This is a genomic window from Amycolatopsis sp. WAC 04169 (assembly GCF_003947535.1).
Classification (GTDB): domain Bacteria; phylum Actinomycetota; class Actinomycetes; order Mycobacteriales; family Pseudonocardiaceae; genus Amycolatopsis; species Amycolatopsis keratiniphila.
In genome coordinates this window covers 304,817-323,332 of sequence record NZ_QHJI01000004.1, presented here as the reverse complement: position 1 = coordinate 323,332, position 18,516 = coordinate 304,817, and the positions used below count along the sequence as shown (strand labels likewise).

General features: G+C 69.6%; 20 protein-coding genes. 11 read left to right on the top strand and 9 right to left on the bottom strand.

Going from position 1 to position 18,516, the window contains the following annotated elements; all coding sequences use genetic code 11:
- The first annotated feature begins 129 nt into the window (after positions 1-129).
- On the top strand, positions 130-465 hold the full coding sequence (locus DMC61_RS10820) for a DUF6223 family protein (protein WP_125688897.1): 336 nt from the start codon (positions 130-132) through the stop codon (positions 463-465).
- Here DMC61_RS10820 and DMC61_RS10815 read toward each other — a convergent pair.
- On the bottom strand, positions 450-671 hold the full coding sequence (locus tag DMC61_RS10815) for a three-helix bundle dimerization domain-containing protein (protein ID WP_125688895.1): 222 nt from the start codon (positions 669-671) through the stop codon (positions 450-452). The two genes, DMC61_RS10820 and DMC61_RS10815, sit on opposite strands and share 16 nt — an antisense overlap.
- 99 nt (positions 672-770) lie before the next feature.
- Here DMC61_RS10815 and DMC61_RS10810 point away from each other — a divergent pair, with 99 nt between their 5' ends.
- Genes DMC61_RS10810 through chrA form a run of 3 tightly spaced genes read left to right on the top strand, consistent with a single transcriptional unit; the run spans position 771 to position 3,075 of the window.
- The gene (locus tag DMC61_RS10810; RefSeq protein ID WP_125688893.1) at positions 771-1,532 is read left to right on the top strand and encodes an ArsR family transcriptional regulator; all 762 of its coding nucleotides are present in this window, start codon (positions 771-773) and stop codon (positions 1,530-1,532) included.
- The gene (locus DMC61_RS10805) at positions 1,529-1,912 is read left to right on the top strand and encodes a VOC family protein (protein ID WP_125688891.1); all 384 of its coding nucleotides are present in this window, start codon (positions 1,529-1,531) and stop codon (positions 1,910-1,912) included. The genes DMC61_RS10810 and DMC61_RS10805 overlap by 4 nt, the downstream gene beginning before the upstream one ends.
- Complete coding sequence (gene chrA, locus DMC61_RS10800) at positions 1,909-3,075, top strand: chromate efflux transporter (RefSeq protein WP_125688889.1); 1,167 nt, start codon at positions 1,909-1,911, stop codon at positions 3,073-3,075. Before DMC61_RS10805 ends, chrA begins: the two co-directional genes overlap by 4 nt.
- A 3-nt stretch (positions 3,076-3,078) precedes the next feature.
- Here chrA and DMC61_RS10795 read toward each other — a convergent pair whose 3' ends face one another.
- Both DMC61_RS10795 and DMC61_RS10790 read right to left on the bottom strand, forming a co-directional pair.
- Positions 3,079-3,693 carry a carbonic anhydrase gene (locus DMC61_RS10795; protein WP_016333342.1) on the bottom strand — a complete coding sequence of 205 codons (615 nt, stop codon included), beginning with the start codon at positions 3,691-3,693 and terminating at the stop codon, positions 3,079-3,081.
- Between the two features lie 46 nt (positions 3,694-3,739).
- Positions 3,740-4,189, bottom strand: a complete 450-nt coding sequence (locus DMC61_RS10790; RefSeq protein ID WP_233594762.1) for a MarR family winged helix-turn-helix transcriptional regulator — start codon at positions 4,187-4,189, stop codon at positions 3,740-3,742.
- A gap of 79 nt (positions 4,190-4,268) precedes the next feature.
- Here DMC61_RS10790 and DMC61_RS10785 point away from each other — a divergent pair, with 79 nt between their 5' ends.
- Positions 4,269-4,733: a cupin domain-containing protein gene (locus DMC61_RS10785; protein ID WP_233594761.1), complete on the top strand. Its 465-nt coding sequence runs from the start codon at positions 4,269-4,271 to the stop codon at positions 4,731-4,733.
- Here DMC61_RS10785 and DMC61_RS10780 read toward each other — a convergent pair.
- Positions 4,688-5,239: an RDD family protein gene (locus DMC61_RS10780; protein WP_125688885.1), complete on the bottom strand. Its 552-nt coding sequence runs from the start codon at positions 5,237-5,239 to the stop codon at positions 4,688-4,690. The two genes, DMC61_RS10785 and DMC61_RS10780, sit on opposite strands and share 46 nt — an antisense overlap.
- 78 nt (positions 5,240-5,317) lie before the next feature.
- Between DMC61_RS10780 and DMC61_RS42015 the strand changes: the two genes are divergently transcribed.
- A complete protein-coding gene (locus tag DMC61_RS42015) occupies positions 5,318-7,594 on the top strand; it encodes a LuxR C-terminal-related transcriptional regulator (protein WP_125688883.1) in 2,277 nt (758 codons plus the stop codon).
- A gap of 34 nt (positions 7,595-7,628) precedes the next feature.
- Here DMC61_RS42015 and DMC61_RS10770 read toward each other — a convergent pair whose 3' ends face one another.
- The 3 genes from DMC61_RS10770 to DMC61_RS10760 form a co-directional block, all read right to left on the bottom strand.
- A complete protein-coding gene (locus tag DMC61_RS10770) occupies positions 7,629-8,489 on the bottom strand; it encodes a dienelactone hydrolase family protein (protein WP_125688881.1) in 861 nt (286 codons plus the stop codon).
- 189 nt (positions 8,490-8,678) lie between these two features.
- Positions 8,679-9,869, bottom strand: a complete 1,191-nt coding sequence (locus tag DMC61_RS10765; protein ID WP_125688879.1) for an oxygenase MpaB family protein — start codon at positions 9,867-9,869, stop codon at positions 8,679-8,681.
- A gap of 8 nt (positions 9,870-9,877) precedes the next feature.
- Positions 9,878-11,467, bottom strand: a complete 1,590-nt coding sequence (locus DMC61_RS10760; protein WP_125688877.1) for a long-chain-fatty-acid--CoA ligase — start codon at positions 11,465-11,467, stop codon at positions 9,878-9,880.
- Between the two features lie 156 nt (positions 11,468-11,623).
- Here DMC61_RS10760 and DMC61_RS10755 point away from each other — a divergent pair, with 156 nt between their 5' ends.
- Positions 11,624-12,787, top strand: a complete 1,164-nt coding sequence (locus DMC61_RS10755; protein ID WP_125688875.1) for a TetR/AcrR family transcriptional regulator — start codon at positions 11,624-11,626, stop codon at positions 12,785-12,787.
- Between the two features lie 12 nt (positions 12,788-12,799).
- Here DMC61_RS10755 and DMC61_RS10750 read toward each other — a convergent pair whose 3' ends face one another.
- Complete coding sequence (locus DMC61_RS10750; protein WP_125688873.1) at positions 12,800-13,561, bottom strand: IclR family transcriptional regulator; 762 nt, start codon at positions 13,559-13,561, stop codon at positions 12,800-12,802.
- Positions 13,562-13,616: 55 nt separating this feature from the next.
- Between DMC61_RS10750 and DMC61_RS10745 the strand changes: the two genes are divergently transcribed.
- Genes DMC61_RS10745 through DMC61_RS10730 form a run of 4 tightly spaced genes read left to right on the top strand, consistent with a single transcriptional unit; the run spans position 13,617 to position 17,669 of the window.
- Positions 13,617-14,597, top strand: coding sequence for a 2-dehydro-3-deoxygalactonokinase (locus DMC61_RS10745; RefSeq protein WP_125688871.1), 981 nt, complete (start codon positions 13,617-13,619; stop codon positions 14,595-14,597).
- Positions 14,594-15,190 (top strand): 2-dehydro-3-deoxy-6-phosphogalactonate aldolase, encoded by a 597-nt coding sequence (locus DMC61_RS10740; RefSeq protein WP_125688869.1) that lies wholly within the window; start codon positions 14,594-14,596, stop codon positions 15,188-15,190. Before DMC61_RS10745 ends, DMC61_RS10740 begins: the two co-directional genes overlap by 4 nt.
- A gap of 11 nt (positions 15,191-15,201) precedes the next feature.
- Positions 15,202-16,350, top strand: a complete 1,149-nt coding sequence (gene dgoD, locus DMC61_RS10735; protein ID WP_125688867.1) for a galactonate dehydratase — start codon at positions 15,202-15,204, stop codon at positions 16,348-16,350.
- Positions 16,351-16,355: 5 nt separating this feature from the next.
- A complete protein-coding gene (locus tag DMC61_RS10730; RefSeq protein ID WP_233594760.1) occupies positions 16,356-17,669 on the top strand; it encodes an MFS transporter in 1,314 nt (437 codons plus the stop codon).
- Here DMC61_RS10730 and DMC61_RS10725 read toward each other — a convergent pair.
- Positions 17,647-18,381: a hypothetical protein gene (locus DMC61_RS10725; RefSeq protein WP_125688863.1), complete on the bottom strand. Its 735-nt coding sequence runs from the start codon at positions 18,379-18,381 to the stop codon at positions 17,647-17,649. The two genes, DMC61_RS10730 and DMC61_RS10725, sit on opposite strands and share 23 nt — an antisense overlap.
- Positions 18,382-18,516: the final 135 nt, after the last annotated feature.

Sequence of the window (18,516 nt, the reverse complement as noted above, 5' to 3'; positions counted from 1 at the left end):
CGTACGCGGTAGTCCCGGCGTTTCCACGACGTCGGTGGCAGTCCGGAATGCCTGCGTACGCCGGACGACGCGGGGCGGGTCCGGCGGACACCATCTGCGGACATCAGTCATCGAGCGAAGGAGCACCCCATGACCGTCCACCTGCTGGCCGAGCCGTACCTGACCCCTGGGCGCCTCTGGTCCCTGATCGCCGCGCTGGTGGGGGTGATCGGGGTGGTCGTCGGCGGACTGGCCGTCGCTCGGCGCCGGTCCGGCGACACGCGGCGAGGAGCCGTCGTGGCACTGACGGCGGGGTTGCTGGGCATGGCGGGCGGCGTTTACGTGGTAGCCGCGGCGAAGGGCGGGCCCGGCACGGGGTACGGAATCGTCGGTGGCTTCGTCGCCTTGGTGATCGGGCTGATCGCCGCGGCTCTGGGCGGGCTGGCGCTTTCGCGTTCCCGTCGCGCCTCTTACCGCGCCGGGTAGCGAGCGCGGAGTTCGTCCGCGGCCTTTCCTTCAGTCAATTGGAGCAGGTAGGCGTCCACCGGGGCATGGGAACTGAGTTCGGTGAAGTTCCGGTGGACGATCGCTTCGACCTCTTCGCGGCCGGCGGGGAAGCGCTCGGTCAGCGTATCGACCAGTTTCTCGAGGTTTTCGTCGCTGGGCGGCAGGTGCGGCGGATCTGCGGTCATGACAACTCCACGTTCTCGGGAGACGGCACCCGGTGACGATAACGGGCTCCGGGCACCGAGGTCTAGATATATCAACCTGTGTTGATGTATCTTCCGACGGTGGCGACCTCCGAGACGGCCGATCCGCCGCCGTTCGTACGGCTGGCGAGCGATCCGCTGCGCTGGCGGCTGCTGCGCGAGTTGTCGCACGGCGACCGCCGGGTGCGGGAGCTGGTCGACCTGGTCGGGCAGCCGCAGAACCTGGTGTCCTATCACCTGCGCAAGCTGCGGGCCGCGGAGCTGGTCACGGCGCGGAGGAGCAGCTTCGACGGCCGGGACACCTACTACCACCTCGATCTGGAGCGGTGCGCGGACGCGCTCGCCGCGGCGGGAAGTTCGCTGCACCCCGCCCTGGCGCCGATCGGGGTGGCCGTGAAGCGGGCCGAATCCAGGCTCAAGGTGCTGTTCGTGTGCACCGGGAACAGCGGGCGGTCGCCGATGGCGGAGGCGCTGCTGCGGCACCGGGCCGGTTCGAGGGTCGAGGTGTCCAGCGCGGGCAGCCACCCGAAGCCGGTGCATCCCGACGCCGTGCGCGTCCTCGCCGAACGCGGCATCGCCCTCACCCATGAACCGTCCCATGTGGACGATCACCGGCGCAGGCGATTCCATTGGGTGATCAGCCTTTGCGACCGGGTCCGCGAGGTCTGCCCGGAGTTCCCCGGACATCCGCGCGTCATCCATTGGAGTCTGCCGGATCCGGCCAAGGAACCCGAGAGCTATCCGGCGTTCCGACGGCTCGCCGACGAACTGGACCGCCGGATCGGGTTCCTGACCGCCCGGTTCGGCGTGGAGTATCGCGATGATGAGGTGAACAGGACATGACTTCGGAACTGGTGAGTGTGCGTTACCTGGTCGACGACGTAGCGGCCGCCGTCGAGTTCTACACCGGGCACCTGGGTTTCGCCGTGCGATCCAGCGTGCTGCCCGCGTTCGCCGACGTGGTGCGCAGGAATCTCCGGCTGCTGCTCAGCGGTCCGGCGAGTTCGGCGGGGCGCGCGATGCCGGACGGCACGAAACCGGCGCCGGGTGGGTGGAACCGCATCCATCTCGTCGTCGACGACATCGACGCCGAAGTCGCGAGGCTGCGCGAAAACGGTGTCCCGTTCCGCAGTGACGTCGTGACCGGGCCGGGTGGCCGCCAGATCGTGTTCGACGACCCGGCGGGCAACCCGGTCGAACTGTTCCAGCCCGCGGCCCGTTGACGCCACACCACGAGCCGAGCCTGGGGACCGTCCTGCGGGAATGGGGCCGGATCGGCTGCATCGGGTTCGGCGGGCCGCCCACGCACATCGCCCTGCTGCGCAAGTTGTGCGTGCAGCGCCGGGAATGGCTGTCGGATCAGGAATTCGAGGACGCGATCGCCGCGTGCAACCTGCTTCCCGGCCCGGCGTCGACGCAGCTCGCGATCTTCACCGCGTGGCGGGTACGCGGCCGGGCGGGGGCGCTCGTCGGGGGCGCGGCGTTCATCGTGCCCGGCCTCATCGTGATCCTGGCGCTGACCGCGCTGTTCCTCACGGGTTCCCCGCCCGCCTGGGTGCGCGGGGCCGGTGCGGGCGCGGGTGCGGCGGTCGCCGCCGTCGCGGTGCACGCGGGGGTCGGCCTGATCCCGGCGGGCTGGCGGCGCGCGGCCGCCACGGGCCGCGTGCGCTGGGCCCTGTACGTCCTGGCGGGTGTCGTGTCGGCCGCCCTGCTCGGCCCGTGGCTGGTGCTCGTCCTGCTGGGCTGCGGCGTGGTCGAACTGACCGTGAACCGCGCACGCCGCGGCGAGTCCAGTGCCGCGTTGTTCGCCGTTCCCGCCCAATCCTGGGCCGCCGCGGTCGCGGGCGCCGGTGTGTTCGCGTCCGTCGCGTGGGTGGCGCTCAAGGTCGGGATGCTGTCCTACGGCGGCGGCTTCGTGATCATCCCGCTCATGCAGGACGACGCGGTGAACACCTACCACTGGATGACCGCGGGGGAGTTCCTGAACGCGGTCGCGCTCGGCCAGGTCACCCCCGGACCGGTGGTGCAGACCGTCGCCGTCGTCGGCTACGCCGCGGCCGGGCTCGCCGGCGGCCTCCTGGCCTCGCTGGTCGCCTTCGCGCCGTCGTTCCTGTTCATCCTGTTCGGTGCCAAGCATTTCAACCGGCTGCGCGGAAACCCGAACGTCCGGGCGTTCCTCGACGGCGCCGGTCCGGCCGCGGTCGGCGCCATCCTCGGCTCGGCGATCCCGCTCGCGCTCAGCCTCACCCAGGGATGGCAGTACGCCGTGCTCGCCGGTGCCGGGATCCTGCTGTTCGTGTTCCGGCGCGGAGTGGTGACCACGATCCTGGCCGCGGCGGCGGCCGGAACCGTGCTCGCGCTCGCCGGAGCGCTCCTGCCGAGCTGAGGTTCAGCCCAGTCCCCGGGTGGTGACGACCCGCGCGTTGCCGTCGGACAGGTGGTAGGACAGCCCGACCACGGCGGTCTTCCCGGCGTCGATCTGCTCGGAGAGCAGCCGGGAGCGGTCGACCAGGAGGTCGACGGTGTGGCGGATGTGCTCGTCGATGATGTCGTCGTTGCTGGTGAGCCCGGCGGCACGGGCCGCGAGGACGCTCGGGGTGACCCGCTCGATGACATCGCGGACGAAGCCGTTGGTACCGAGCCCGTCCTTCAGCGCTTCGCGGGTCGCGGCGACGGCGCCGCAGGAGTCGTGACCGAGGACGACGACCAGGGGGCAGTCGAGGATGCTGACGGCGTACTCGATGCTGCCCAGCACCTCCGAACCGGCGACATGGCCCGCGGTGCGGACGACGAACAGGTCGCCGAGCCCGCGGTCGAAGATGATCTCGGCGGCCAGCCGTGAGTCGGAGCAGCCGAAAAGGACCGCGAAGGGGCTCTGCTCGGGGGCGGTTTCCGTGCGGCGGACGGCGTCCTGGTTCGGGTGCTCCGGAGTACCGGCCACGAAGCGCCGGTTGCCGGCGAGCAGAAGGTCGAAGGCCTCGGAAGGGGTCGGCGCGTCGCTCATGGAGCGGACATTACCGGCTGCCACCGGCTCCGGCAGGTGGGCCGCGTCACTGATCGAGTTTTCCGGCGACGGCACGCATGGCGCGGCCGACCGCCCGGAGGTCTTCCGGCGCGATCACGTCGATGAAGTGTTCGCGGACCGTGCGGAGATTGTCCGGCGCCGCGCGGCTCAAAGTCTCGTAGCCCTCGTCGGTGAGCCGGGCCCGCACGCCGCGGCCGTCGTCGGCCGTCGATTCCCGCTGCACCAGTCCGCGTGTCTCCAGCCCGTTGATGCGGTGGGAAAGGCGGCTGCGCGAGTAGTACGCCGATTTCGCGAGGTCCGCCATGCGCATCGACCGGCCGGTGGCTTCGGAAAGCCGTACCAGGAGTTCGAACTCGGCCAGGGAAAGCCCGTGCTCCTCGCGTAACCGCCGGTCGAGCAGGTCCACGAAACGCACGGATCCTTCGATGAACGCCCGCCAGTCGCGCTGCTGGTCCGGGTCGAGCCAGTCGGTCACGGCGCACACAGTAACAGTTGACGCCTTCAACTACTTAGGGCTAGCTTTGGTTGAAGCCTTCAACTAGATAGGGAGCACGATGACGAACGAAGCCTGGGTGATGCAGGAGAAGGACGCGGAGGTCGTCGAGCGGCCCGCGTTGCGGCTGCTGGCCGACGGCGAGCACACCGGTGGGCTCCTCGGCGCGAACCGGTTGTCGTTACAGCCGGGGGAGCCCGGGACGAAACCGCACTATCACCGGAAATCCGCGGAGGCGTTCTACGTGCTCGACGGTGCGCTGCGGATGCTGGTGGGCGATGAAACGATCACGGTCGAGCGCGGTGGGTACGTGGTGATCCCGCCGGGCGTCCGGCACGCGTTCGCCGCGCCGCCGGAGAGCGGCGCGGACGTCCTCATCACGCTGGCGCCCGGCGTCGACCGGTTCGGCTATTTCCGGGTCCTGCCCGAGATCCTGCGCGGGAACGTCGCACCGGAAGAGGTCGAGCACCTTCACGAGCGCTACGACGTGCACTTCGTCGACGCGCCCGAATGGGACACGCCGTAACGTTCGCGCACCCGCCGGGTGGCCTCGTCGTCGATGCTGAGCCGCCGGACCGAGCCGACGCCGCCCGAACCGGCAAGCACCATCGCGACGAGAAGAAGGGGGAACAGCACCGTCCGCACGAACATGGCCCAGCAGGCCGACGCGCCGATCCGCCCGCCGTCCTTGACCCGGACGAGCCGGGTGCCGGTGAGCGCGGCACCGAGGACACGGCCGTTGCCGAAGAACAGGCCGTAGAGCACCGGAACGCCGATCAGCAGGCCGAGCAGGGTGAGCAAGGGCGCACTGTCGGGGATCGCGCTGTTCCGGGTGGCGACCGCGAACACGACGAAACCGATCCCCGCGCACAGCAGGTAGACGACGAAGTCCACGAGCCAGGCCGCCAGTTCCGCCCACCCGCCCGCCGAGACGTACAGCGTCCCGTCGTCGAACGCGCCGAGCCGTTTCGCGACCTTCGGCCCGAAGGCTCGTTCGACCTGCTCCTTGGCGATGTCCAGCCGATCGGTCATGGGGCATTGTGCGCGAAAGCCCAGGCTGTGGTGCGAACAGCCCACATCGTCCGGCGAGCATGCTTCGATGGGCGGATCATGACGAACGACAGCGAGGTCGGGCGGCGGCCCCTGACGAGCTACGTCGGCCGTGCGGACGACGAGGACGAGGTTCGCCGGCTGCTCGGCGCGGGCCGCCTGGTCACCCTGACCGGAGCGGGTGGTGTGGGCAAGACCCGGCTGGCCGCCCACGTGGCCAGCTCGCTCACCCGGGCCTTCCCCGGCGGTGTCGCGGTCGCCGGGCTGGGTGAACTGCGGGACGAACGCCTCGTCGCGCGCACGGTCGCCGACGCCTTGGGCCTGCACGACACGGCGGGCCGCACCGATTTGGAGGCCGTCGTTTCGTATCTGCGGCCACGGCGGTCGTTGCTGCTGCTGGACAACTGCGAACATGTCCTCGACGGCAGCGCGGACCTGGTGACGGCGTTGCTGCGGGACTGCCAAGACCTCGTCGTCCTGGCCACCAGCCGCTGCTCCCTGGGGCTGGCCGGGGAGCACGTGCTGGCGATCCCGCCTCTGGCCGTGCCCGGCGAAGAGGTCGAGACACCGGGAGAGGCGCTCACGTTCGGCGCGGTGCGGCTGTTCGCGGAGCGTGCCGCCAGCGTGCTGCCCGCGTTCGAGGTCGGCGAGAGCAATGTCGCGGACGTGGTCCGCCTCTGCCGGCGGCTCGACGGCCTGCCGCTGGCGATCGAACTCGCCGCGGCCAGGATCCGGGTCTTGTCACCGTCGCAGATCGCCGACCGCGTCGAGAAGAACTCGGAGGTACTGGCCACCGGTCTCCGGATGCCGGTCGAGCGGCATCGGACACTGCGCGCCACCATCGAGTGGAGCCATTCCCTGTGCACGGACACCGAGCGGATCGTCTGGGCGCGCTGTTCGGTGTTCGCCGGGCAGTTCGACCTGGCCGCCGCGGAGGACGTCTGCGCCGGAGACGGGCTGGACACGCTCGCCGTGCTCGACGCGGTGGACGGGTTGGTCGACAAGTCGGTGTTGGCGCGCATCGATGGCGCGGACCGCGTCCACTACCGGATGCTCAGGCTGCTCCGCGAATTCGGCGGGCACCGGCTCGCCGAATCCGGTGACGAGCTCGCCGTGGCGAGGAAGCATCGTGACCACTACGCCCGGCTGATCGACCAGGCGGCCGCCACGTGGTTCGGGCCGGGACAGGACGAGGCGTACGAGCGCCTGACGGCGGCGCACGCCGACATCCGGGAGGCGCTGTCGTGGTCGCTCCGCACGCCCGGTGAAGGCGCGGTGGCGCTGGAGATGGCCACCGGCATGATCGAATACTGGGTGGCGCGCGGCGCGGCGTGGGAACTGCGGGACTGGATCGATCGCGCGCTCGAGTCGCTGCCGCCGGAGACCCGGGGACGGGCCCGCGGCCTGGCGATCGCGGCCTTGTGCGCCGCCCTGCACGCGGATCTGCCACGAGCCAGGCAACGGCTGGCCGCCGCCGAAGCGATCGAGGACGGCGAAGCCAGTCCCTACATCGCGCACGCGCGGGCCTTCGTGAAAATGCTGGCCACCGAGCCGAATTCGATGGTGGACGCGGCGGAGGCCGTGCGTCTCTTCGGCGAGCGCGGCGACGTCCGGCGCCAGATGCACCCGATGTTCCGGCAGGGGGTCGCGTTGGCTTACCGAGGAGACCTGCCGGGAGCGCGGGAGCTGCTGGGCTCGATGCGCCGTCTGTGCGAGGAGGCGGGGGAGGAGCGGTATCGCTCCATGGCCCTGTTCGGGCTGGGAGTCGCCGAGGTCTGCTTCGGCGGCGATCTCGACGACGGCGAGCGGTTCATCCGCTCCGCACTGGAGATCGACCTCCGCGCCTCGGACGTGCTGTCCGCGGCCTACCGGGTGGACGGTCTGGCCTGGGTCTCGGCGCGGCGCGAGGAGTGGGTGCGCGCGGCGGAACTGTTCGGGACCGCGGCCACACTCTGGGAGCGCTGCAACGCCGAGCCCGATGTGGCCGTCACGGCGGCCCACCGGATGTTCCACGACGCCACCCGGAATGCCTTGGGGGTCAAGAGGTTCGACTTGGCCTTCGCCGAGGGCCGGCGACGGAACCCGCACGACGCCCTGGCCGGGCGCGAGGCCCTTTCCGCCGGTGAACCCGCCGACCTCCCGCCGCTGACGCCGCGTGAGTCGGAGATCGCGCGGCTCGTCGCGGCCGGGCTGAGCAACCGGGACATCGCGGCGAGACTGGTCATCGCCCGGCGCACGGTCGAGACGCATCTGCAGCACATCTCGCACAAGCTCGACTTCGCCAACCGGACCCAGCTGGCCGTCTGGGTCGAGCAGGCCGGCCGCGGACCGCTGTGACCCCGGAGGCCACAGCGGCCGCGAGCCGCCGGTGTCAGCCGAGCGGGCAGGTGCCCCGGTACACGGCGATCTTCGGGTCGTTCGCCGGGAGCGGGCACAGGAACTGGTCGTACCTGGTGTCTTCGTCGACGAAACGTTTCAGCCACGACAGGCTGTACTTCGCGATGGTCACGTTCGGCTTCGTCGGCGCCATGTGACCGGCGCCGGCCAGCAGCATGTACGCCTTGTCCAAGGATTCGGGAAGGCTTTGGTAGAACGGCCGGGAATGCGAGCCGTCCGGGGCGATGAAATCGTTCTGGGCACTGACGACGAAGGTGGGGACCTTCAGGTCGGAGAACGTCGTGTTCGGATTCCAGCCCGTCAGCGGGATGGCGGCCTTCAGCGTGGGGGCTTTCTGCGCGGCGATCAACGACCCGCCGCCGCCCATCGAATGGCCCATGACGGCGAGCCTGCCCGGGTCGACGCGGTCCTTGGCCTGGCTCTTGTCCGTCACGTAGCGCAGAGCCGCGAGCAGCTGATCGGACCGGACGTCCGGAGTGTCCCAGGTGCTCTTGGTGGAGAACGTGATGACGACGAATCCCTGGGAGGCCAAACGCGGGCCGTACCAGGCGATCGCGCTCTCCGTTTCGAAGAAGCCGGGCGCGATCGCGATCGCGCCGAACGTGCCCTGGCCGGTTGCGGTCGGGTAATGGATCGTCCCGCCGCCGAAACCTTGTCCGGCGGGGACCTTCTCGGTGGCGGTCTGGAACGATCCGCGGTCCGCCTCGATACTGGCGTTCGTCGGAGCCGGGCCCCGGGCATAGGGATTCTCTTCGGCGTCAGCCGGTACCGCCGTCACGAGCAGTGCGGTCACCGCACTGAGCACCGCGGCGCCCCATCGTGATCCACGCTTCATCGCGCATGTCCTCTCGGAAGAACCGTTCCGGAGCCGGAACGGTTTCCCAGATATAGCGGGAGCCCGGCCGGACGCGCGTCGTGGAAACTACTGAGAAACGAAAAACTGTCACGTGGGGAAGGATTTCGGCCTCGTGAGTGGTAAGGACGGTTAGAACCGTCCTTACCACTCACGAGGCGACGGGGGTGGTCAGGTACCCGCCCGGTTCCCCGTGGGGATGGTGATCAGCGTCGTGGTCGGTGAAGTGCCCTTGTTGAGGAACAACATCGCCAGCGCCCGCACCATCTGGTCGAACATGTAGAACCCGGCGGGCATGACCGGGATCAGCCCCTCGCGGAACGCGATGTAGGCGGGCCACGCGGTGCGGATGAGGGCCGCGGACGCGTAGTCGCGGCGCAGCCCGAGCCAGTCGCCGATCGCGTCGCTCAGCACGTAGCGCACGAATTCGTTCAGGAATCCCCGGGTGACGCCCAGATCGACCTGCGCGGTCAGCCCCAGCAGGTCTTCCGCGAGCTCTTTTCCTTCGTGCGAAGGGGAAAGGATCGGGGTGAGCACCTGCGCCGACTGCGCGTAGGCGGCGGCCCATGTCTTCGGGATGAACTCCTCCCGCACGCCGAGCAGGTGGATGGCGACCTGCCACATGTGGAGGAAGGCCTCCTCGTCGGCGGCCGACATCGGAACCTTCCATTCGCGGAGCTTCCGGTGCACATAGGTGCCGAGACTGTGGAAGGTGACCAGGATGTCGCCGTTGCTGATCGGGATCCGCTCGTCCGCGACGGCCTTCCAGTACGGCGACTGCGGCAGCAGATGCCGCACCGCGGCGTGCACCAGCCGCGTCTTGTTGGCGGTGACCACGAACTGGCCGTCGGGCTCGAAGGCGTTCAGGTCGCTCAGGTCGTAGCCGAAGGTGAACGTCTTGGCCGCGCGGTCCTGCATGTCGGCCCCGCCCGCGGACCAGTAGACCGATTTGGCCTCACGCGGGATGACCGTGCTCATGATGCCGCTGCCGAGCCCGTACAGCATGAACAGATAGGTGTCCTTGCGCCGGTTGAAATCGGCCGCGCGGCGCAGCTTCGCGGGGTCGGCCCAGGACGGCAACCGGTTGACGCGCTGGAGGTAGCCCGCCAGATCGGCGGGCAGCCCGCCGGGGAGCGGGTCGTTGTTGTCCACCCAGGACCGCATCGCGGTGTTGACCGCGGGCACCTGGCCCGCTTCGAGGATCCCCGCCATGATGCGGTCGATCTCGTCGTCCCAGACCCACCAGGGGTCGGCCGCGGAACCGGTCCGCGTCGCGCCCCAGGCGGGGGCCACGCTCGCCGCGCCCACCAGGCCCAGCGCGACGCCGAGGGACAGGACATTCCTCCTGCTGAGATCGCTCATTTACTTACCTAACTTCCTTGGTAGGTTCCGATGAGTGATTCGATCGTTTTTCCGTCCAGGTCGCGAAGCGCACCTTTGACCACTTTCCCGCCCGCGTTGCGCGGGAGTTCGGGAAGCACCACGAGATCCTTGGGCAATTTGAACGACGCGAGCCTGCCGTCGAGGAATTCGACGAGTTCGGCCAAGGACGGTTCGGTATCCGTCGCGGCGATGAAGGCGACCGGCACCTGCCCCCAGCGCTCGTCGGGCCGTCCGATCACGGCGACCTCCCGCACCGACGGATGCGCGGAAATCGCGTTTTCCAGTTCGGCGCAGTAGATGTTCTCGCCGCCGCTGATGATCATGTCCTTTTTGCGGTCGACCACCCAGATGAAACCGTCTTCGTCCTGCGAGACCAGATCGCCGGAATGGAACCAGCCGCCGGCGAAGGCTTCCGCGGTCTCCCGCGGTTTCCGCCAGTAGCCCTTGGTCACCATGGGCCCGCGATAGACGATCTCGCCCACTTCGCCCGGCGCGACGTCGTTCATTTCGTCGTCCACGACGCGGTATTGGAGGGTCGGGATCGGTTTGCCGACCGAGCCGAGTTTGCGCATCGAGTCCTCGCCGCTGAGCACGCAGGTGATCGGAGACGTCTCGGTCTGGCCGAACACGGCCACGTTCAGGGCGCCGGGGAACTTCTCGGCCATGGCGAGCAGCGTCGCCTTCGACGCGGGAGCCGCGCCCCAGCTGATGATCCGCAGTTTCAGCTCCCGTTCGGCGATGTCCGGCTGGGCGCAGATCAGATCCCACTGCTGGGGGACGTTGAACACCACGGTGGCGCCCTCGCGCTCGTAGGCGTCGAGCACCGCGCGCGGATCGAAGGCGCCCAGCGGGTGGATCACGACCACCCCGCCGACCAGGAAGTTCGCCACGATCGATCCCAGGCCGGCGATATGGAAGAAGGGAGCGGTCAGGAAGGCGACGTCGGTGTCGTCGAAGATCTTCATCGCCCGGATGCAGGTGAGCGCCTGCATCTGCAGGTTTCGATGGGACAGCATCACCCCTTTCGGTGTGCCGGTGGTGCCCGAGGTGTACATGATCAGCGCCGTCGATTCCTCGCTGACGTCGGGCAGTTCCAGCGGTTCGTGCGCGGTCAGGAATTCCTCGTACTCCGTGCGGCCTTCGGCGTCGTCCGGCTCGCCGATGACGAGCACCGTCGAGATCGAAGCGGCGTTCGGCGCGGCGTCGAGCAGGGGGAGCAACCGCGCGTCGACGACGACGGCGGACGGCGTGCAGTCGGCCAGGATGTGGTCGAGCTCCGCCGGCGCGAGCCGGAAACTGAGCGGGACCGCCATGGCGCCCAGGCTGTTCGCCGCGAACACGCTCTCCACGAACCATGGATGGTTCAAGGTCAGCGTCGCCACGCGATCGCCTTCGGTGACACCGCGGGCGGCGAGGCCGGCGGCCAGGCTCAACGACCGTCGCGACAGGTCCGCCCAGGTGGTCGTCTCGCCGAGGTACCGCAGCGCGGGCTTGTCCGGTCGCATCATCGCGTGCGTGGCCGCGTGCGCCAGCCAGTGGTGCCGGAAGGACGAGGCGGGAGCCGAAGCGGTCGACATGGCCATCCTCAGTGTCGGAGCGGGACTGGTCGCGAGGCCAGTATGCCTGCCAAGTGGCCGGTTGAGAAGCGATAAGTTAATCGAAAATCACATCGCGACGCCGACCGTGCCCTCCGTTCCCCCTGGTGGTGATCCGGTTCGTGGTTGACTTCCCGCATGGTCCTGTCCCCGCGCGCGGCCACCCGGCCGCGCAACCGCAAGCAGCAGATCGTCGACGCGGCCGGGCGGATCTTCAGCGAGCACGGCTACCACGCGGCGTCGATGGAGGAGATCGCCGCCGACGTGGGCATCACCGCGGCGGCTCTGTACCGGCATTTCCCGAACAAGTACGCCTTGTTCGCCGCGTGCGCGAACGTCATGGCCGACCGGCTCGTCGCCACGCTCGACGAGGTGGCGCCCGGCGCCCCGCTGGCGGACGTGCTCGCCGCCGTCACGCAGGGGACGGTCGTCCATCGCGCGTCGAGTGGCCTGTACCGCTGGGAATCCCGGTACCTCGAACGTGCGGACCGGCAGTCGCTCGCGCTGAAGTTCGGGCAGGTCGTGGACCGGGTGGCCGAGGCGGTGCGGCGGGAGTACCCGCTCCCCGACGAGGGTTTGCGGGCGGTGGCCGCCCTCGGCGTGATCGGGTCGATCACGATGCACCGCACCTCGATCGCCCAGCGCCGGGTCGAAGAGGTGCTGGTCGAGTCCGCCCTGCGCGTGGCCGCGACCGATCCGACGACGGGCGTCCCTGGCACGCACGCCGTCGAGTTGCCGTCCGGCACGGAGCCGCGCACCCGGCGTTCGGAGATCCTCGCGGCGGCCATCCCGCTGTTCGAACGGGACGGATTCGCCAACGTCACGAACGGCCGGATCGCCGAAGCCGTCGGGCTGGTGCCGTCCGCGCTCTACCGGTATTTCCCCGGCAAGGCCGACATTCTCGCCGCCGCCTGCCTGCAGGCCGCGGGAATCCTGGCCCAGGCGGTGGAACGGAACCTTCGCGGCGTCGAAGGCCCGAGCGACGCGTTGCTCGCGCTGGCGCGGACCTACGTGGCCTACAGCTTCGAGCACACCGCGCTCACCAGCGTCGCCAACGCCGAACTCGCGGGCCTGCCAGCGGCTCTGCAGCGTCCTTTGGTCGGCGCGCAGCGTGAGCACATCGCCGTCTGGGAACAGCATTTGCGGTCGGCGCGGCCGGAGCTCGGCCAGCGGCAGGCGAGGGTGCTCGTGCACGCCGGTTTCGGGGTGGTGGTCGAAGCGGGACGGAGGTTGCGCTGGGAGGACCTCCCCGCCAACCGTGACGCCGTCAGTGCCTTGCTCGTAGGCGCGTTGGGGATCTGACGCGCCGACGGTTCAGTGCTCGCGGTGGCCGAGGCCGGCCGAGACCTGCCGGGCCGCGCGGCCGACGACGCGGTTCAGGCCGCGCATCCGGGCGGCGGGCATGTACGGCCGGGTCGCCGAAACGCTGATGGCCCCGGCGATCGCACCGGTGGCGTCCCGGATCGGCGCCGCGACACAGCGGATTCCCGGTTCGTTGTCCTCCAGATCCATCGCCACCCCGGACTCCGCGTACTCGCGCATACGCGCCAGGAACGCGTCGACGTCCTCCGGGCGCACCCTGCCGGGTTCCACGGGCGTCTCGGCCAGGTACAGGTCCCGCCATTCCGGCGCGGAATCCAGCAGCAGCGCCATACCGACACCGGTGCGGGTCAACGGCATCCGGTGCCCGATCCGGGAGCGCATCTCCGCGCCCCGTGAGCCCGGCAGTTTGTCCAGGTACAGCACCGAATCCCCGTCGCGGACGGCCAGGTGCACCGTGTCGCGCAACTGCTCCGCCAGCTCCTCCAGCACCGGCCGGGCGACCACCGGCAGCGGACTGCCGTGCAGCGCCTGGAAACCCAGCTCGATCAAGGTGGGCCCGAGCGCGTAGCCGTCCCGTCCGCTGCGCAGGTACCCCTCGCTGACCAGCAGCTGGACCAGCCGGTGCGCGGTGCTGCGGCCCAGCCCGGTGTGGTCCACCAGGCCGCGGAGGTCGGTGGCGCCGCCGGCGACCGCGCGGATCAGCGCGAGGCCGCGGGCGAGCGTCTGGGTGCCGGGCGGTGCCGTGTCGGACATGCCGAAATCCTACATATAGGGACGGCGATCGCATTATCGGGAACGCGCCCGCACGATGTCGCTCGTGACCGACACCGAACCCGCCTTGATCGCGCTCGACTGGGGAACCTCCGGTCAGCGTGCCTGGCTGCTCGGCGCGGACGGCGGGATCCTGGCCGCCCGCAGCGCCGGGCGTGGACTGCTGACCACGACCGAGGACGTGGACCTCGACGACCCGCGAGCCAGGGAGGCCGCCTACGAGTCCGCCTTCCGGAAGACCTGCGGAGACTGGCTCACGGAGTTCCCCGGGCTGCCCGCTCTCGCCGCCGGCATGGTGGGCAGCGCGCAGGGCTGGGCCGACTCCGGCTACCGCACCGTCCCGGCGAGGCTCGACTTCCCGTCGCTCGTCCCCGTGCCCCACCGCGACGGCGTGCTCCATCTCGTACCCGGGCTGCGGGTCCCGTCCGGTGCGCATCCCGGCGACGTGATCCGCGGTGAGGAAACACAGTTGGTCGGCGTGCTCGAAACGCTCGGTGGCTCCGGCGGACCGCTCACCGTGGTACTCCCCGGCACGCACAGCAAATGGGTCCGTGTCGAGGACGGGATCGTCACCGGTTTCACCACCGCGATGACCGGCGAACTGTACGGATTGCTGATCACACACGGCATCCTCGCCCGCACGGCCGCCGATCCGGCCGCCGACGACGAGGCCTTCTCCCGGGGGCTGGCCGCGGGACGGCGTTCGCGCGGGCTCGCCACGGAGGCGTTCGGTGGCCGTCCGCTCGTGCTCGACGGCGTCCTGGAACCGGCATCGCTGCATGACTACCTCTCCGGTGTCCTGATCGCCGACGAGGTCTCGCATCTGTTGCGTGACAACGACACCCGCGTGGTGCTGTGCGGCGCGGACGAACTCTGCCGTCGCTACGCTGCTGCCCTTGCCAGCAGGGGAGTGGAGGCCACCGTGCTGTCCGAAGAGGTCACCGCCCGAGGGCTGTGGCGGATCGCGACGGCCGCCGGACTGCTCGAAGACCGTCTCGAAAGGACACTGAAACCGTGACCGGATTGATCGCGATCCTGCGCGGGGTGACCCCGGCCGAGGTCGTCGGCGTCGGCCGGGCGCTCGTCGACGCCGGATTCCCCGCCATCGAGGTGCCACTGAACTCGCCGGAACCGTTCGCGAGCGTCCGCCTGCTCGCCGACGCGTTCGGAGACCGGTGCGAGATCGGCGCGGGCACCGTGCTCACCACCGAAGACGTCGGCCGGGCGAAGGCGGCCGGGGCGCGGCTGATCGTGGCGCCCAACACCGATCCCGCGGTGATCTCCGCCGCCGTGGCCGGGGGGATGACGCCGTACCCCGGTGTCGCCACACCGACCGAGGCGTTCACCGCGCTGGCCGCGGGCGCCCGGAATCTCAAGCTGTTCCCCGCCGACGCGGTCGGGATCGGGGGCATGAAGGCGTGGCGCGCCGTGCTGCCGCGCGAAGCCGGACTGCTGCCGGTCGGCGGGGTCGACGAAACGAACCTGGCGGCCTGGGCCGCCGCCGGGGCGGCCGGGGCGGGGCTGGGTTCCTGCCTCTACCAGCCGGGTGACACCGCCGACGCGGTCGGCGTCCGTGCCCGCGCACTTTCCGAGATCTGGCACCAGGAATAGGAAAAAGAACCATGAAGATCGTGTCAATGACGACATATCAGGTGCCGCCGCGCTGGTCGTTCCTGAAGATCGAAACGGACGAGGGCGTCACCGGCTGGGGCGAACCGGTCCTGGAGGGGCGGGCCGCTTCGGTGGCCGCGACCGTCGAGGAGCTCTCCGACTACCTGATCGGCAAAGACCCCTCGCAGATCGAGGATCTGTGGACCGTGCTGTACCGCGGCGGTTTCTACCGGGGCGGCGGTCTCCACATGAGCGCGCTGGCCGGGATCGACCAGGCCCTGTGGGACATCAAGGGCAAGGCGCTCGGTGTCCCGGTGCACGAACTGCTCGGCGGCCGGGTGCGCGAGGCGATCAAGGTGTACTCGTGGATCGGCGGCGACCGTCCCGCCGAGACCGCCCGCGCCGCCCGCGAGGTGGTGGACCGCGGTTTCAGCGCGGTGAAGATGAACGGGACCGAGGAACTGTCCTATCTGGACACCTGGGACAAGGTCGACCGCTGTGTGGCCAATGTGGACGCGGTGCGCCAGGCCGTGGGTCCGAACATCGGTATCGGGGTGGACTTCCACGGCCGCGTGCACAAGCCGATGGCCAAGGTCCTGCTGCGCGAACTGGAGCCGTACCGGCTGATGTTCGTCGAGGAACCGGTGCTCTCCGAGCACGTCGACGGATTCGCCGACGTCCTCCGCAACTCGCCGATCCCGATCGCGCTCGGCGAGCGGCTGTTCTCGCGGTGGGATTTCAAGACCGTGCTGGCCTCGGGCGCCGTCGACATCATCCAGCCGGACCCGTCGCACTGCGGCGGCATCACCGAGGCACGCAAGATCGCGCACATGGCCGAGGCGTACGACGTCGGCCTGGCGCTGCACTGCCCGCTCGGCCCGATCGCGCTGGCGGCCTGCCTGCAGATCGACGCGGGCTGCTACAACGCGACGATCCAGGAGCAGAGCCTCGGCATCCACTACAACACGAGCAACGATCTCCTCGACTATCTGGCGGATCCGTCGGTGTTCGCCTACGACGGAGGACAGGTCGTCATCCCCCGCGGGCCGGGGCTGGGCATCGAGATCAACGAGGAGTACGTCGCCGAGCGGGCGGCCGAGGGCCATCGCTGGCGGAATCCGGTGTGGCGGCACGCCGACGGCTCCTTCGCGGAATGGTGAGCGCGATGACCACTGCCGTGCGTCCCACCAGGTTCCGGGTGCTCATCGCGGTGATGCTGTTCATCACCGTCGTCATCAACTACCTCGACCGGTCGAACCTGTCGATCGCGATGCCCGCGATCGCCGGCGAACTCGATCTGTCCAAAGCGGAACAGGGCATCCTCCTGTCGGCCTTCGGCTGGACCTACGCCGCGCTGCAACTGCCCGGCGGCTGGCTCGTCGACAAGATCCCGCCGCGGCTGCTCTATCCGGCCTGCCTGATCCTGTGGTCGCTCGCCACGTTCTTCATGGGGATCATCGGCGGGTTCGTGGCGCTGATCGCGTTGCGGCTGATGGTCGGCGTCTTCGAGGCGCCCGCCTATCCGATCAACAGCAAGATCGCGACCGTCTGGTTCCCGGAACGCGAACGCGCCACGGCGATCGGCTTCTACACCTCGGGCCAGTTCATCGGTCTCGCCCTGCTGACGCCCGTGCTGTCCTGGTTGCAGACCGTGCTTTCGTGGCACTGGGTGTTCATCGCCACCGGTCTGGTCGGCATCCTCTGGGCCGTGCTCTGGTACGCGAAGTACCGCGAACCGCGTGACTCGCGGGCCAACGAGGCCGAGGTGGAGCTGATCAGTTCCGGTGGCGGCCTCGTGGACCTGCCGCGCGAGCGGCCGGAGCGTGCGCGGATCACGCGTGCGGATCTGGCGACCGTGCTGGGCAGCCGGAAGCTGTGGGGAATCTACTTCGGACAGTTCTGCCTGACCTCCACGCTCTGGTTCTTCCTCACCTGGTTCCCGACGTATCTCGTCGAATACCGGGAAATGGACTACATCAAGTCCGGCTTCCTGGCGTCGCTCCCGTTCATCGCGGCTTTGGTCGGCGTGCTGGTTTCCGGTGTCCTGTCGGACTTCCTGGTGCGGCGCGGCGCTTCGCTCGGGGTGGCGCGGAAGGGCCCGATCATCGCCGGGCTGCTGCTGAGCACCGTGATGGTCACGGCCGGGTTCACCGACTCGACCGCGATGGTCATCGTGATCCTGTCCATCGCCTTCTTCGGCAACGGGCTCGCGTCGATCACCTGGTCGCTGGTGTCCGCGCTGGCGCCGCGGCGGCTGCTCGGGCTGACCGGCGGGATGTTCAACTTCATCGGGAACCTGTCGTCGATCGCCACGCCGATCGTCATCGGCCTGATCGTCACCGACGACAGTTTCGCGCCCGGTTTCGCCTACATGACCGTGATCACGGTCGCCGGGATCCTGTCCTACGTCTTCCTGGTCGGCAAGGTCGAGCGCGTGGCCGAGCGGGACGGCGCGATCAGCGCACGAACGCCAGCGTGATCCAGTTCGAGAACTCGCAGGCGAGGTGCATCCGGTGCCGGCTGACCATCGTGGGCATAGTGAGCCGCGGGAACTCGACGCAGAGGTGGGCGTGGAAGCCGTCGGCGTGGTCGCGGAACTCGTGCCGGACCCCGCCGATGGCCAGCCCCGACCCGGACCGGGCGACGCCCGACGCTTCGAGCGGGAACGCCGCGTCCCGGTGGGTGACGATCTCCGCGGTGTCGGTGTAGTCGACCAGGAATCGGGTCGCGAGCGGGCTGCCGCCGGTCGTCTCGACGACCTCCTGCCGCCCGTCGGACGCGGTGTCGATCAGGAAGTGGTCCGGGTTGGCGGCGATCATGCTGCGGGCGTAGTCGTCCCGGCCGGTGTCGTCGAACCAGGCGAGGAATTCGGCGGCGGTGCCTGCCCCGCGCACGAAGAGGTCGCAGGTGCTGGTGACGCGGCGGCCGCGGGAAAGGCGGGTGGCGGTCCGCGCGACGGCGTCCGCCCGGCGGATGTCCCGGTCGAGGCGGCGGCGGATCTCGCCGGGGCCTAGGTCGAGTTTCGCGTCGGCGAAAGCCGTCCGCATCAGGGAAAGTTCACCCGTCGGCGCCGGGAGGCCGATCTTCGCGGCGGCCTTGCCCATCCGCTTCGTCTCCCACGCTCGCACGTCTTCGCGTGAGACGGGGCGCCCGGCCAGCACGGCCTCGATCGTCGGTTCGGTAGTGGGCATCGGTGCCTCCGGATCGTGAGCGGGTTGCGTCGCAGTGTTTAATGCTACTGAACGGTACTGTCAAGTGAGACGCGCCGCAGGTCACCCTGACCGGTGCGGAGGCTCGAACCCGGCGGTACTGTCCAGTGCCGTCGA

What these genes read in the sequence shown, in the direction of transcription:
- DMC61_RS10820 (WP_125688897.1), top strand. Translation starts at nt 130, where the DNA reads ATGACCGTCCACCTGCTGGCCGAGCCGTACCTGACCCCTGGGCGCCTC.
- DMC61_RS10815 (WP_125688895.1), bottom strand. Translation starts at nt 671, where the DNA reads ATGACCGCAGATCCGCCGCACCTGCCGCCCAGCGACGAAAACCTCGAG.
- DMC61_RS10805 (WP_125688891.1), top strand. Translation starts at nt 1,529, where the DNA reads ATGACTTCGGAACTGGTGAGTGTGCGTTACCTGGTCGACGACGTAGCG.
- DMC61_RS10795 (WP_016333342.1), bottom strand. Translation starts at nt 3,693, where the DNA reads ATGAGCGACGCGCCGACCCCTTCCGAGGCCTTCGACCTTCTGCTCGCC.
- DMC61_RS10785 (WP_233594761.1), top strand. Translation starts at nt 4,269, where the DNA reads ATGACGAACGAAGCCTGGGTGATGCAGGAGAAGGACGCGGAGGTCGTC.
- DMC61_RS10780 (WP_125688885.1), bottom strand. Translation starts at nt 5,239, where the DNA reads ATGACCGATCGGCTGGACATCGCCAAGGAGCAGGTCGAACGAGCCTTC.
- DMC61_RS42015 (WP_125688883.1), top strand. Translation starts at nt 5,318, where the DNA reads ATGACGAACGACAGCGAGGTCGGGCGGCGGCCCCTGACGAGCTACGTC.
- DMC61_RS10770 (WP_125688881.1), bottom strand. Translation starts at nt 8,489, where the DNA reads ATGAAGCGTGGATCACGATGGGGCGCCGCGGTGCTCAGTGCGGTGACC.
- DMC61_RS10765 (WP_125688879.1), bottom strand. Translation starts at nt 9,869, where the DNA reads ATGAGCGATCTCAGCAGGAGGAATGTCCTGTCCCTCGGCGTCGCGCTG.
- DMC61_RS10760 (WP_125688877.1), bottom strand. Translation starts at nt 11,467, where the DNA reads ATGTCGACCGCTTCGGCTCCCGCCTCGTCCTTCCGGCACCACTGGCTG.
- DMC61_RS10755 (WP_125688875.1), top strand. Translation starts at nt 11,624, where the DNA reads ATGGTCCTGTCCCCGCGCGCGGCCACCCGGCCGCGCAACCGCAAGCAG.
- DMC61_RS10750 (WP_125688873.1), bottom strand. Translation starts at nt 13,561, where the DNA reads ATGTCCGACACGGCACCGCCCGGCACCCAGACGCTCGCCCGCGGCCTC.
- DMC61_RS10745 (WP_125688871.1), top strand. Translation starts at nt 13,617, where the DNA reads ATGTCGCTCGTGACCGACACCGAACCCGCCTTGATCGCGCTCGACTGG.
- dgoD (WP_125688867.1), top strand. Translation starts at nt 15,202, where the DNA reads ATGAAGATCGTGTCAATGACGACATATCAGGTGCCGCCGCGCTGGTCG.
- DMC61_RS10730 (WP_233594760.1), top strand. Translation starts at nt 16,356, where the DNA reads ATGACCACTGCCGTGCGTCCCACCAGGTTCCGGGTGCTCATCGCGGTG.
- DMC61_RS10725 (WP_125688863.1), bottom strand. Translation starts at nt 18,381, where the DNA reads ATGCCCACTACCGAACCGACGATCGAGGCCGTGCTGGCCGGGCGCCCC.